Source organism: Solibacillus sp. FSL W8-0474 (assembly GCF_038004065.1).
Taxonomy (GTDB): Bacteria; Bacillota; Bacilli; order Bacillales_A; family Planococcaceae; genus Solibacillus; species Solibacillus faecavium.
Genome location: NZ_JBBOQJ010000001.1, coordinates 3,044,532 through 3,058,737, shown reverse-complemented (window position 1 = coordinate 3,058,737; position 14,206 = coordinate 3,044,532). Strand labels below are relative to the sequence as shown.

Genomic DNA, 14,206 nt, shown 5'->3' with positions numbered 1-14,206 from the left:
GTCTATTAGAAAAAAGGTTGTTATAAAAAAATAATAATATAAACAGTGGTGTTTCTTGAATTCCGGAATACCGCTGTTTTATTTCTATTTACCTGAACACAGTAATATTCTAAAGAAAAATGAAAGAATAGGAATAGTCTATGAAAAAAACACAAAATCCCTCAATAGAGCGCTATGTTCAATCAGAGGAAGAACAACAAAAGCTTTATAAAAGAACGTTATGGGTCGTAATTTTGTCGCAAACGTTTGGCGGAGCAGGACTGGCCGCCGGAATTACGGTCGGGGCGTTAATCGCTCGGCAAATGCTTGGTTCCGAGAGCTTTACAGGTTTGCCGACTGCATTATTCACACTTGGCTCTGCATTATCCGCATTTTTAGTCGGCCGTTTTTCACAGCGTTTTGGGCGAAGATATGGGCTGTCATTCGGATTTATTACAGGGGGAGTTGGAGCACTTGGTGTTATAGCCGCTACCACGATGGAAAATATCCTGCTACTGTTTTTAGCATTATTCATTTATGGAGCAGGTACTTCAACAAACTTGCAGGCACGATATGCTGGAACAGATTTGGCTAAGCCAACACAGCGTGCTACAGCTATTAGTATGGCAATGGTTGCAACAACAGTTGGCGCAGTTGCAGGTCCCAATTTAGTCACGCCAACCGGTCATCTAGCAGAAGCAATTGGGTTACCGACATTGAACGGACCTTTTATACTTGCTGCTTTTGCCTATTTAATGGCTGGTTTGACCTTTTTCTTCTTATTAAAACCGGACCCTTTGCTTGTGGCAGTTGCTATTGCAGAAAGACAAAACGAAGAACACGTATCTACTGGTGGGACAAATCAACAATCTACAGTTGATCGTTTAGGAGTTGGAGTCGGTGCGATTGTCCTTGTGATGTCGCATGTTGTGATGGTTGCAATTATGACGATGACACCGATTCATATGGAGCGGGCAGGAAGTGGACTGTCACTTATTGGACTGGTGATTAGTATGCATGTGGCCGCGATGTATTTACCTTCTCTTTTAACAGGGATTTTGGTAGATAAAGTGGGGCGGTCATGGATGGTTGTTGCCTCGGGTGTCACATTATCGTTTGCCGGCTTTATAGCAGCGTATTCGCCAGGGGATAGGATGTGGTCGGTAGCACTTGCACTCATTTTACTTGGTCTTGGCTGGAACTTCGGACTCATTAGTGGAACAGCTATGATTATTGACGCTACAACGGTTCAAAATCGTGCAAAAATCCAAGGCTCAGTAGATGTTTCAGTTGCACTTGCCGGCTCTGCAGGTGGCCTACTTTCAGGTATAATCGTGGCCAACTCAAGCTATGCATTCCTCAGCTTTATCGGTGCGTACATGGCAATATTATTTATTCCGCTTATGATTTGGGTACGTTATAGGAAGAAATAAGGGTGTAAAAGAATTTACTAAAATAAAAAAGTTCTAATAAATTGACCGCACTTGTATCGAGTGCGGTCAAAATTTGCTGAGCTCGATGATTACTATAGAAAGTTAGAGGTGACTTATGAAAAAAATATTGTTAGCGCTATTGTTTGTGATGCTCATCGTTGGGTGCTCCAAAAAAGAGCTGACATTGGATGATGAATTGCTATTTGAATTACAGGATGTAAATGATGAGGAGTTCCAGTTGTTAAGAGCAAAAACGAGTAATTTTACAGAAGAAGAAATAAAACAAAATTATGCAACGATTGTATTTGATTATCACGTACGGAATGGCAAAAATTTTGATAATCTAACCGTTCAGTATAAAAATGGTTTCGGTAATTTAATGGAGCAAGTTAAATATGAGGACGGGCTCAAATTTATGAATGGTGATGGGAGAACATCCAATTATAGAAATGGAAGTTTTGAACGTAATACAGACCGCTTAGTTTTTTACGTAAAGGATTTTACAGATGAGCAATTACAGGCAATTTTTAATGAATTTATGTTAGAGGTTAGCTGGGAAAATGATGATGGACAATGGGAAAACAAAACTATTCCAGTCGGTGAGGCCTTTTTAGATAAGAGAGGAAGTAAAAGATGACACAACATACAGCGTTAGTATCAGACGAGAAACTACATGAGGTTGATTTTAGAGGATTTCGCTTAACGACAGTGCGGGAAATGAAAAAGATGTATCCGTTAAGCGAAGGGTTCCCGGAACAACCATGGCATTCATTCGATGATGATGTGGAAATTTTAAATACACCGGATGAAAAGGCAATGGAGAAGCTACGTATATCTAAATGGTTGAACCCACCATATGATTTAGAAGATTATAGTGATAAAGCTTTTATTTATTCCGTTGAAGGTAGATGGAATGATTTATTTCTAGAGTCTCTGCAAAAATATATAAAAGAGCATATCACGCCAGATCAAAACGTCGATTTAATCCGCTTTTGGGCAGGGCATGCTGAAGATTACCAACTATTGAATGAGTCTACGCTAGAGATTGATGAGATAGCACAATCAGATTTGGCACTAATCGGTAAGCAACTATATATTCGTGTGAAACTTGTGTAATTGATTCAGCGTTGCTTTATGATTTACATACGAGAACCGGATAATACAGGGGGAGGTGTTTTTGTGGGAATCAAAATATTTTGGAACCATATAGGCAGGGAACATGGCGGACTTTCCTATACAGCAACAATTAAAAAGAATCCAGAGTGGTTAAAAAAGCAAGCGCTGCAAGTTAAATTAGAGCGATGTCTAAATGACTATACCAATCGATTTATCCAGCACGATGAAAACACATTAATTGAAATACCACCTTTAGAAAGTAATGAAAATTTTATTATTATTTATTGTATAAAACAAGGATTGCAATTTTCATTTAACTTTAAGAAAAAATATAATTGGTGGCTGGTAGATATAGTAGATATTGAAGAAATACAGCCCAATATATTTTGTGTACATGATTTATTTTTAGATATTTCTCTAGAACGTGATGGGACCTATACGGTATTAGATATGGACGAATATCATTTCGCCCATCAAAATGATGTTCTTTCTCCTGCACAGCATAAAAAAGCAATGGTATCCTACTCTACGATAATCGAACAATTAAACGCTCAAACATTTGATTATAATTGGTTGGATTCACTTAGAGCAAAGTATACAAAAATGATTGAGGAGATTCTTTAGAAGACAGAGAAAATATAGTCATTTTATTGTGATTTTGTCTAAAAGAAAGTTTAAAACCCCCTTAAAAACAAGTACAATATTAATAGACGAAATAAACTGAAAATGAGGGGTCGAGATGGAGTTTAGGCAATTAGAATATTTTATGATGCTTTGTAAAGAACTTCATTTTACGAGGGCGGCAGAGAAGCTTCATATTTCACAGCCAACGTTAAGCCATCAAATAAAAGTTTTGGAAAATGAAGTGGGGGCTTTGTTGTTTGACCGTATTGGAAAGAAGATATCTCTTACGGAGGCAGGAGAAATATTATTTAACCAAAGCGCATTCATTTTTAATTCAATTGATAATGCAAAGCTTCAGATTAATGAACTGGAATTGCTAGAGCGCGGGACATTAAAGATTGGGGCGTTACCTGGAGAACTAACGAATATTGTATCGGAAAGCTTAATTCAATACTCATTTGAATATCCTCAAATAAAATTATCTGTACTTAGTTCGGACGATTTATATTCACTGCTAAGGGACAATCAAATTGACTTCGCTTTTTCATTTTCTCAAAACTATCTCCCTTCAGCAGAAGACCAATTTATCGAAATTCCATTGTACATTGAAGAATTTTTGTTCGTTGCAGATCGCGAACATCCTTTAATGGCCGAAGAGGAGCTGAGCCTCTCACAATTAATGGATGTACCATTAATATTATTCTCAAATTTGCATCTGTGTCGAAAAATTTTGGATGGCATTATAAAACAAGAGCATATCTCATTAAATACTGTTTTTGAGACTTCCAGTATTAATACGATTTTTAATTTTGTAAGTAGGGGGATGGGCGGTACAATCATTGCAAAGTCACTCTTTCAAATGCAAGACAACGAAAAATTAATGGCACGTCCGATTACTAATGAAGGATTAAAGCGGGAAGCAGCTATTATATACCGGAAAGATAAATTTATGAATAAGGCTGTTCGTTACTATATTCCAATTATAATCGATTACTTAGAACAACTGCACATTCTATTATCTGAGCAAACGAAAGACCAACTTTATACCGTGTCCGCAGGGAAATAAAAACGATTTTGCTACTGTAAGCGAAATCGTTTTTATTATTTATATATAATTATTAAGCAGGAAATAGACTTTAAGTATTAATTTCTGTTGACAATGATTATCATTTACATGTATTATTTTCCTTATCGATAATGATAATTGTTATCAATTGAAAATTAAGGGGCGTTATGAAATGATTACAAAAAAGTTTAATTCTTTTTTGACAATGCTACTTGTAGCTATCGGGTTACTAGTAGTTGCAGGTTGTGCAGATAAAGAAACGGACACAGAAGAAAATAAAACAGAAGAAACAAATTCTCAAACTACAAATTCAGAAAATTCCGCAACTGAGTATCCGATTGTGATTAAACATGCACTAGGCGAAACAGTGATTGAAGAAAAGCCGGAGCGTGTAGCAACGGTTGCATGGGCAAACCATGATGTGGCACTTGCTCTAGGTGTAGTACCAGTAGGTTTCTCAGCAGCAAACTACGGGGTTCAAGATGAAAGCGGTATGCTTCCATGGACAGCAGAAAAGTTAAAAGAGCTTGGTGAAGAGAACCCGAACATTTACCAAGATACAGATGGCCTGGATTTTGAAGCAATTTCAGATTCAAATCCGGATGTTATTTTAGCGGCGTACTCAGGACTTACACAAGAAGAGTACGATACGTTAAGCGAGATTGCTCCAGTCGTTGCATACCCGGCAACTCCTTGGGTTATTACATGGCGTGACCAAATCCTATACAACGCAAAAGGTATGGGTATGGAAGAAGAAGGAAAGCAATTAATCACGGACACAGAAAAATTAATTCAAGATAAAGCAAACGAGTTCCCTGAAATTAAAGGGAAAAAAGCGGCATTCGGTATGTTTAACGCGACAGATTTATCAAAGTTCTATATTTATACACCAGCTGATCCACGTGGAGAATTACTGGAAGAGTTAGGTATGGAATTTCCGGAAAGCATTAAAGCCCAAGTTCAGGATGAAAGCAGCTTCTACATTGAGTTAAGTGCAGAAAATGCGGATGCTTTAAATGATGCTGAAATTCTGATTGCATATGGCGATGCCTTCACATTAAAAGCACTTCAGGCAGATCCGATTTTAGGGAAAGTTCCAGCAATTAAAAATGGTACGGTGTTAATTATTCCTGACAACACTCCACTTGCTGCAGCAGGAAATCCGAATCCATTATCAATTCAGTACACAATTGATGAATATGTATCACTAATTTCGGAAGTTGCAAAGAAGTTAAAGTAATATGAAAAGTTCATCCGTTATAGAAAAGAAACAATATATGATGCCGCGTAATTTTATAAAAGTATTATTGCTTTTAATTGTTTTACTCGGTCTATGCATACTCGCGTCATTAGTATTTGGTTCTCGGATGATTAGTTGGACAGATCTTCTGAATGGATTATTCCATTCGGAAGTTCAGTCACATGAAGCTAATGTAGTAAGACAGCGTATTGTCAGAACCATTTTTTGTTTATTATGTGGTGCTGCATTAGGTGTTTCTGGTGCACTTATGCAATCAGTTACACGAAATCCGATTGCAGATCCGAGTATTTTAGGGGTAAATACAGGGGCAGCCCTTTTTGTCGTTTGTGGTATTGCCTTTTTAAACATTAGCTCAGCAAATCAATATATTTGGCTTGCAATAGCGGGAGCATTTATTACCGCTATTTTTGTATTTGGAATCGGTTCAATGGGCAGAGGTGGCGCAACACCATTAAAGCTTGTATTGGCAGGAGCAGCAACGAGCGCAATTTTGTCCTCATTAGTTGTTGCAATTATGATTCCACGGACGAATGTTATGGATCAGTTTCGATTTTGGCAAGTCGGAAGTGTCGGTTCCGGCAACTGGGATACAATTACACTATTTATTCCATTTATAGTGGTAGGAATATTTATTGCACTGTTTACAGCGCCTGCACTCAATGCTTTGGCATTAGGTGATGACGTTGCAACAGGGCTCGGTGTACGTACAGTTACTGTAAGGATTGTAGCGGCATTAGGTGGCGTATTATTATGTGGTGCTGCTACAGCATTGGCAGGCCCAATTGGATTTATTGGCTTATTAGCTACACATATCGTACGTCTCGTGATTGGTCCTGATTTACGTTATATTATTCCGATGTCTGCATTGTCAGGGGCAATTATTTTAACAATATCCGATGTGGTTGGAAGGCTTCTTGGCAGTCCGAGTGAACTCGAAGTTGGAATTGTGACTGCCTTTATAGGGGCGCCAATTTTAATATTAATTACGATGAAAGCGAAAATGCGTGCAATATGATGAATGAAACGATGAATATGATTAAAACATCAAGAATAAAAAGAAAACGTCGCTTTATGATGATGACTTCCATACTGGCCATTATATCGTTAGTACTTTGCGGTTTAATGCTCATGCTAGGCAATACCATTTATCCAGTCCAGGATGTCGTAAAGGTATTATTAGGCGAACAAGTGAAAGGAGCATCTTTTGCGGTAAATACGATTCGTTTTCCGCGAATGGTGGCAGGCTTATTTGCAGGGTTTGCATTTGGTGTAGGGGGCTATATTTTCCAAACGATGCTGCGTAACCCGCTGGCAAACCCAAATGTCATTGGGATTACAACAGGTTCAAGTGCTGCAGCTGTTTTTTGTATCATTGTCCTGAGTACAAGCACCACGTTTGTATCTATTGCAGCTGTAATAGGAGGGCTTGCAACAGCTATTTTTATTTATCTGCTGGCAAAGGGTTCTTCCTTTTCAATTGGTAGACTTATTCTGATCGGTATCGGCATTCAGGCGATGCTTACGGCCTTTATCAATTATTTAATGTTAATCGGAAATACACATGATATTCCGGCAGCTATGAGATGGCTGAGCGGGAGTTTAAATGGTGCCAAATTGATTAATTTATATCCATTAATTTTAATAGTATGTATTTGTACACCGATCTTAATGTATTTTGCGAAGCGCTTGGAAATGCTTGAGTTAGGTGAACAGGCAGCTACTTCTTTAGGGATCAATACGAACAAAACGAGACTTATTCTTATTATTACATCCGTTCTCATGATTGCATTAGCGACTGCTGCTACTGGTCCGATTGCATTTGTTTCCTTTTTAGCAGGTCCGATTGCAAAGAAAATTGTAGGTGTTGGGTTTTCAGCACTCATTCCGGCAGGTTTAATTGGGGTCATTTTAGTATTGGCAGCAGATCTTATTGGTCAGTTTGCTTTTGAAACACGTTATCCGGTTGGAGTCATAACAGGGATTCTCGGTGCACCGTACTTAATTTATTTATTAATCCGTATTAATCGAAAGGGAGATTTATGATGAAAACAATGCATTCATTCCAAACGCATAATCTTGTTGCCGGCTATGACAACAAAACGATTTTACACGGTATAAGTCTAGCTATTCCAAGCAACAAAGTCAGCATAATTATCGGTGCGAATGGTTGTGGGAAATCAACACTTTTAAAAACGATGGCGCGATTAATAAAGCCGATTTACGGTCAAGTTATGCTGGATGAGCAATCGATAAACAAAATCCCTCCGAAGCAGCTTGCACGTGTTTTAGGTTTGTTGCCACAGTCACCGATCGTACCTGAAGGAATTACGGTAGCGGATTTAGTAGGACGAGGGCGATTTCCACATCATAGTTTCTTAAAGGGCTGGTCAACTGCAGACTACGAAGCAGTGGCGGAAGCGATGGAAATAATGAACATTACCGAATTTGCCGATAGTCATATTGATGAGCTTTCTGGTGGGCAAAGACAGCGTGTATGGATCGCCATGGCACTTGCACAGCAAACTGATATTTTATTTTTAGATGAACCGACAACGTATTTAGATATTACGTATCAAGTAGAAATTTTGGATTTGCTGACAGATTTGAATCGTAAGCGCGGCACTACGATTGTAATGGTCCTGCATGATATTAACTTATCAGCACGATACGCAGACCATATATTTGCATTGCATGAAGGTAAGCTCATTTCTGAAGGAGCCCCTTCTAAAGTTATTACAAGTGAATTAATAAAACGTATTTTCGACTTGAATTGTATCGTGACACAAGATCCAGTTTCGGATTCCCCATCCGTTGTACCAATAGGGAGACATCATACGAAATCCGAAATGCTCGTTTAACTTTTTACAGAATCCGGAAGCAACTAAGCCAAGGCGAAATGAATTAAGCTAACTTTTTTTAGAAACGAAAAGAATGGAGTGTTTCGAATGAACGATATTTATGATGTAACGATTATCGGTGGAGGTCCAAGTGGATTATATAGTGCGTTCTATGCAGGGTTAAGGGAATTAAAAACGAAGATTATCGAATTTCAACCGACGTTAGGTGGAAAGCTGCACGTATATCCGGAAAAGATTATTTGGGATATTGGCGGCTTACCTGCGACACCTGCTCAAAAAGTAATTGAAAACTTAATTGAACAAGGACTAACGTTCAAGCCAACTGTATGCCTTAATACGAAAGTCGAATTCATAACAAAAAAGGACAATCTATTTGTTATTGAAACGAATACAGGGGAAAAGCATTATACAAAGAAAGTAATAGTGGCAGTTGGTGGCGGCATCATCAGTCCAATTAAATTGCATATTGAAGGTGCAGAAAAATATGAGGTGTCGAATTTACATTATACGATTCGAGGCATTCAAAGCTTTAAAGATAAGTCGCTCCTAATTTCAGGAGGTGGCAATTCCGCAATAGACTGGGCAAAGGATTTAATCGGTATTGCAAAGCAGATGATGGTCATTTACCGAGGAGATAAGTTGTCAGCTCATGAAGCGCAAATTCGTTATTTGCAGGAAAATGGTGTCCCGATTATTACGAACACACAAATTAAAACACTCGTAGCAAATGACGCCAAGACGAAAATCGAAGAAGTTGTTTTGGAAAATGTTAAAACAAATGAGCTCTCTAAAATAGTAGTAGATGACGTCCTTGTAAATCACGGCTATGATCGTGACCATTCTTTTACATTTGATACTAGCTTGGCTCCAGAAAAGGATATTGACTATGATTATTATTATGTGACAGATGGTAAAGGACTAACATCCGTTGACGGAATTTATGCGGTCGGTGATATTTCTAAATATGAGAATAAAGTGTATTTAATAACAGGTGCTTTCCAGGATGCGGTCAATGCGATTAATTCGATAAAAGTCAGTTTAGAACCGACTGCAGATCAATATGCAAAGGTTTCCTCCCATAATGAAATGTTCGAAAAACGTAATCGCGAAGTAATGAAGGGAATTTTGGTAAAGGGTTAATCTGCAATAAAATAAAGAGATTTGACGTAAAAGTTACTAATAGCTTTTGCGTTTTTTTATTACTGAAAAAATGCAACAAATCCCCTATAATGAAGGTGAGAGAAATTTAGTAATATTAGGAAATTAAAAAGGGGTGCTAACTATGGTTTTACAAAGAATCTATAATTACAAGTGGCTTCTCATTGCCCTTGTTATTTTAACAGGAAATTTAATCGTATATCAGCTTTCATTCATTGATACCCTTCCAATTGAACAGATAAATGGGATGGTTTTAGGTTCTCTAATAGATTGTGCGATCATTGCACCAGCCCTTCTTCTATTGCAAAAAGGAAAATGGTCTATTAAAAATTTTATAGCCTTTGTTGCAATGGGTATTATATTTGCAAGACTTGTTATTCCAACAGCATTTATAGAGCCTTTTCGTTATATTATGTGGTCAGCAATTGCAGTTGAAGTAGCATTGATTATTTTGGAGCTGACTATTCTTTTTATTTTTATAAAATACTTACCGAGCATTATCCGTGCAGTCAAATTAGAGCGGGAGCAGCTTATTTTTGCATTTCCTCGAATTGTAGCGGAGAAAGTAAAAGACAACTTACTTATAAAAATACTTTGCTCGGAGATACTTGTGTTTTATTACGCGTTTTGTAGCTGGAAGAAAAAAAAGCCAAGTGGATTTACACTATATAAAAATACGATGTACATCGCTTTTTTAATTATGATTTTTCATGCGGCTTTATTTGAAGCAGTCGCATTTCACTGGTTTTTTCATGATCGAGTACCATTTTTAGCTTGGGGACATACAATTCTCTCAATTTATGGTCTTTTATTTTTACTGGCTGATTTTCGTGCATTAGCGCTAAATCCAGTACAAATTGAAGATGGTAAACTATATATTTCCAATGGATTAATGAAACGAGCAAAAATTAACCTGACGAATATTGTGCAACTTCATGCAGCTGTTCAAGATGAAAATATATTTCATTTTAAAGTATTAGGAAATATAGATGAACAACCTGCATTTGTCATTGAGACAAAGGAATTGCAAATAATACATGGAATCGGCGGTTTTGAAAAAAAGGCGAAATATATTGGGATCTATGCAGATGACCCGTCAATCTTACGTATGGAAATTGAATCCGCGATGAAGTAGTGTAAAAAAATTACGTCGGGGGTATATACAAGGGAAAGTAATTATACGAGGTGAAAAGATGAATATACGAATTCTAGGTTATAAAGATGCAACGAAATACAAAGAGCTAAGATTAAAAGCTTTAAACGACTCCCCGACATCATTTTGCTCATCGTACGCACAGGAACAAATCTATACTCTGCAGGAAACCGAACATAATATTCGCCCGCAGACAGATCAATTTACGCTTGGGGCATTTGAAGGTGACCAACTAATCGGTATGGTTACATTTAAACGCGAAACAAATGCCAACCTGAATCATAAAGGGCGTTTAATGGAAATGTATGTTACCCCTGATATGAGAAATAAGGGAATTGGTAGGGCAATGGTGGAAGAGCTGTTACGTTTATTAAAAGAAAATGAAGGACTTGAGCAACTATATGTGACAATCGAAGAAACAAACATACAGGTGCTTGAACTTTGTAAATCTCTTGACTTCAATCAGTATGCGATAGAAAAACGTGCATTGAAAATGGATGGGAATTACTATGATGAATTGTGGATGGTAAAAAATTTATAACAGTAAAAAACGTAAAAGCAAATTTAATTGCTTTTACGTTTTTTCTATTATATTGACTTCCAGCAGATCTTTTTAATTGATTTCCATACTTTTACAACTATTTTTCATATAAAGTAATTTTGTTTATTTACATGTATTAAGGGAATTATAACTGTATAGCACGACAGCGTTTAAATAATCAGCAAAACCTTAATTACGTTAGTATGTGCATCTCATCTTATAATTGATGAAATTATTATAATACTGAAGGAGTGAAACCATGAAAAGCAATAAAGACATTGCATTACAAATTTTAAATGAAAACAGTATCGGTGTTATGGCAACGAATAATAACGGTGTACCGAATTCGCGCTATATGACTTTTCACTATGTAGAGTCAAAACTTTATACGGTAGCTGAAAAAAACTCGACAGTAGCGCGTGAAATTTCAGAGGATGGTGGCACACATATTTTATTAGGATATGAAAGTGAAGGGATTCTCGAAACCTTTTTGGAAATTGAAGGTAATGCTGCAACAACATTAAATGATGCGGTAAAGCAACAGTTACTTGAAAAATACCCTTCACATGCAGATGGAGATTTTGTGTTAATTCAAATAACGCCTACACGAATGAGAATTATGAATAAAAACGGTAAAAATCAAGAAGAAGTTCATTTAATCTAAGGGGGGGCCAAGTAATGGATACATTAAAAGATAAAATTCTTTCAATTATTAATAACAACAATATCGGGACAATGGCAACATTAAACGGACGTCAACCTTATGTTCGCTATATGACGTTTACGAATGAAGACTTTGTACTATATGCTACTACAACAGAGGATTCACAAAAAGTAATGGATTTAAATGAAAATCCATATACGCATATTTTATTGGGCTATACGAAAGAAGATCTGGATGCTCCATATGTAGAGATCACGGCTAAACTAAGTGAAATTAAAGATGATACACTTAAGTTGAAAATTACAAACTTTTTCAAAGATATCTTCACATCTGATGAAGGTGAAATGGTTACAATCCAATTGGATCCGATTTCAATCAAATTAATGAATGACGGAGAACCGCAAGAACTGAACTTTTAATGAAAGTATCTTGCACTAATTAAATATACAATAAAGAAGCAATGACATTAAATTGTCGTTGCTTTTTTTCTTGTTTTAAATGGTTTATTTACTAAAAGAAAAGCTGATTTATACAAAGTATGAAAGATTAAGAAAACAACAATAATTTGTAAATATTTCAGGAAACTATTTTGACATTAGTATGATAAGATTTGAAAGAATTAAATATATTATATGGGGGATTATTTATGAAACTGGGTACTAAATTAAATTTAGCCTTTTACTCAATTATTGCAATTATGATTATTACCGCTGTTGTTGTATTCATCAACTTAAACATGATTGATGAAAAACAAACAGAGGCGTTAGATAATCGTGTAGAGCAAATTCGATTAGTTGATGATATTCGGGCAAACCTTGCTTTTCAAGGATTATATGGAAGAGCACTTATATTGGAAAACACCAATAAGAACCAGGAAAATTTGCTTACATATGCAAGTAGCTTAGATGAAAATATTAACCAGCTCAAAGATTTAGCTACAACGAATACAATGAAATCTTACATAGAGGAAATCACAGTATTTAATAATCAATTTAACGAAAGTGTCGAAAAATTGCTTGCTATGCTTAAGACTGGCAATATACAAGCGAGTACAAATATCGTAAATAATGATTTGCAAAATGCGAACGTGGGGATTTTAAATGTAGCGAATGATATGATTACATTCCAGAAATCTCAGTTGGATGAAATTAAGATCGAAACCGAACAAACAATGACAACTTCAAAAATAATTGCAATGGTTTCCGTTGTGATAAGTCTTATAGTTGGCTTCCTTATGGTTTTATTTGTAAAAAGATCTATCGTAAAACCTTTGGCGACTTTAATGAACGCAGCAGAACATATTTCAGAAGGGGATTTAACACATCCTCCAATAAAAATTCAATCAAAAGATGAAATAGGTCAGCTAGGCACAATTTTTAATAAGATGAAGCTAAATCTGCAAAGCCTAATCCAATCTGTTCAAAATAATTCACAGCAGTTAACTGCTGCTGCTGAGGAGCTCTCAGCAAGTGCGGAGGAAATTACTGCAACGACAGAAGATGTGACACAGCAAATTGAGGTTACTGCAGATGCGGCACAAAATTCAGCAGTTGCTTCAAATGAAAGTGCTCGTGCAATGGAAGAAACTGCCCACGGTGTTCAGCGCATCGCGGAAGCTTCTCAAGTACTTCACAATTCATCTTTGGATGCAAGTTCGACTGCTACAAAAGGTGCTCAAATTATTGAAAGTGCTCAAGAGCAGATGGCAACAATCAATTACTCTACTTCTACTGTGAACGAACTTGTACAAAAACTATCGGCACAAACGGTTGAAATTGAAAATATGACAAAGGTTATTACGGACATTACAGATCAGACAAATCTATTATCCTTGAATGCAGCAATTGAGGCAGCACGTGCGGGAGAGCATGGGAAAGGCTTTGCAGTGGTTGCTGATGAAGTTCGTAAACTTGCAGAAAGCTCGAAGCAATCGGCAAATTCCATTGTTGGGTTAACAATGGAAATTCAGCGCGATACTTTCAATGTAGAGCAAGCTGTTTCAAGCGCACTTAACTCAGTAAATGACGGGGTGAAAATTATTGGTCACGCAGGTGAATCATTCAATGAAATTGTTGGAGCAGTTGATTTAATGACAACACAAATCGAAGAAATCTCGGCAACAGCAGAGCAACTTTCAGCAAGTTCTGAGGAAGTGACAGCTTCTGTAAATGAAATTGCAAGTGGAGCAGGTAGTGCTTCACAAAGTATGATTTCCGTTGCCGCAGCGATGGAAGAACAATCGGCAACGATGCAGGAAGTAAGTGGCATAGCTGTTTCTTTAGTAGATAGTGCAGCTGAATTACAAAATGAAATCGGGAAATTTAAAGTATAAAATATATTCCCTAGAGTAAAT

The 14,206-nt window shown here is 36.8% G+C and carries 15 protein-coding genes; all 15 read left to right on the top strand.

Going from position 1 to position 14,206, the window contains the following annotated elements; genetic code table 11:
* Window positions 1-140 precede the first annotated feature (140 nt).
* The 15 genes from NYE67_RS15560 (at window position 141) to NYE67_RS15490 (ending at window position 14,185) form a co-directional block, all read left to right on the top strand.
* On the top strand, window positions 141-1,412 hold the full coding sequence (locus tag NYE67_RS15560) for an MFS transporter (protein ID WP_340730420.1): 1,272 nt from the start codon (window positions 141-143) through the stop codon (window positions 1,410-1,412).
* 115 nt (window positions 1,413-1,527) lie between these two features.
* The gene (locus NYE67_RS15555) at window positions 1,528-2,049 is read left to right on the top strand and encodes a hypothetical protein (protein ID WP_340730419.1); all 522 of its coding nucleotides are present in this window, start codon (window positions 1,528-1,530) and stop codon (window positions 2,047-2,049) included.
* On the top strand, window positions 2,046-2,528 hold the full coding sequence (locus NYE67_RS15550; RefSeq protein WP_340730418.1) for a hypothetical protein: 483 nt from the start codon (window positions 2,046-2,048) through the stop codon (window positions 2,526-2,528). The genes NYE67_RS15555 and NYE67_RS15550 overlap by 4 nt, the downstream gene beginning before the upstream one ends.
* A 63-nt stretch (window positions 2,529-2,591) precedes the next feature.
* Window positions 2,592-3,152 carry a hypothetical protein gene (locus NYE67_RS15545; protein WP_340730417.1) on the top strand — a complete coding sequence of 187 codons (561 nt, stop codon included), beginning with the start codon at window positions 2,592-2,594 and terminating at the stop codon, window positions 3,150-3,152.
* Between the two features lie 115 nt (window positions 3,153-3,267).
* Complete coding sequence (locus tag NYE67_RS15540; RefSeq protein WP_340730416.1) at window positions 3,268-4,218, top strand: LysR family transcriptional regulator; 951 nt, start codon at window positions 3,268-3,270, stop codon at window positions 4,216-4,218.
* Window positions 4,219-4,390: 172 nt separating this feature from the next.
* Window positions 4,391-5,458, top strand: coding sequence for an iron-siderophore ABC transporter substrate-binding protein (locus NYE67_RS15535; RefSeq protein ID WP_340730415.1), 1,068 nt, complete (start codon window positions 4,391-4,393; stop codon window positions 5,456-5,458).
* A gap of 1 nt (window position 5,459) precedes the next feature.
* Window positions 5,460-6,494 (top strand): FecCD family ABC transporter permease, encoded by a 1,035-nt coding sequence (locus NYE67_RS15530; RefSeq protein WP_340730414.1) that lies wholly within the window; start codon window positions 5,460-5,462, stop codon window positions 6,492-6,494.
* Window positions 6,491-7,522, top strand: a complete 1,032-nt coding sequence (locus NYE67_RS15525; RefSeq protein WP_340730413.1) for a FecCD family ABC transporter permease — start codon at window positions 6,491-6,493, stop codon at window positions 7,520-7,522. Before NYE67_RS15530 ends, NYE67_RS15525 begins: the two co-directional genes overlap by 4 nt.
* Window positions 7,522-8,337 carry an ABC transporter ATP-binding protein gene (locus tag NYE67_RS15520; protein WP_340730412.1) on the top strand — a complete coding sequence of 272 codons (816 nt, stop codon included), beginning with the start codon at window positions 7,522-7,524 and terminating at the stop codon, window positions 8,335-8,337. Before NYE67_RS15525 ends, NYE67_RS15520 begins: the two co-directional genes overlap by 1 nt.
* An 87-nt stretch (window positions 8,338-8,424) precedes the next feature.
* Window positions 8,425-9,477: an NAD(P)/FAD-dependent oxidoreductase gene (locus NYE67_RS15515; RefSeq protein ID WP_340730411.1), complete on the top strand. Its 1,053-nt coding sequence runs from the start codon at window positions 8,425-8,427 to the stop codon at window positions 9,475-9,477.
* Window positions 9,478-9,619: 142 nt separating this feature from the next.
* On the top strand, window positions 9,620-10,630 hold the full coding sequence (locus tag NYE67_RS15510; RefSeq protein WP_340730410.1) for a hypothetical protein: 1,011 nt from the start codon (window positions 9,620-9,622) through the stop codon (window positions 10,628-10,630).
* 58 nt (window positions 10,631-10,688) lie between these two features.
* Window positions 10,689-11,189 carry a GNAT family N-acetyltransferase gene (locus NYE67_RS15505; RefSeq protein ID WP_340730409.1) on the top strand — a complete coding sequence of 167 codons (501 nt, stop codon included), beginning with the start codon at window positions 10,689-10,691 and terminating at the stop codon, window positions 11,187-11,189.
* Between the two features lie 259 nt (window positions 11,190-11,448).
* Window positions 11,449-11,853 carry a pyridoxamine 5'-phosphate oxidase family protein gene (locus tag NYE67_RS15500; protein WP_340730408.1) on the top strand — a complete coding sequence of 135 codons (405 nt, stop codon included), beginning with the start codon at window positions 11,449-11,451 and terminating at the stop codon, window positions 11,851-11,853.
* Window positions 11,854-11,867: 14 nt separating this feature from the next.
* Complete coding sequence (locus NYE67_RS15495) at window positions 11,868-12,272, top strand: pyridoxamine 5'-phosphate oxidase family protein (protein ID WP_340730407.1); 405 nt, start codon at window positions 11,868-11,870, stop codon at window positions 12,270-12,272.
* Window positions 12,273-12,499: 227 nt separating this feature from the next.
* Window positions 12,500-14,185 carry a methyl-accepting chemotaxis protein gene (locus NYE67_RS15490; RefSeq protein WP_340730406.1) on the top strand — a complete coding sequence of 562 codons (1,686 nt, stop codon included), beginning with the start codon at window positions 12,500-12,502 and terminating at the stop codon, window positions 14,183-14,185.
* Window positions 14,186-14,206: the final 21 nt, after the last annotated feature.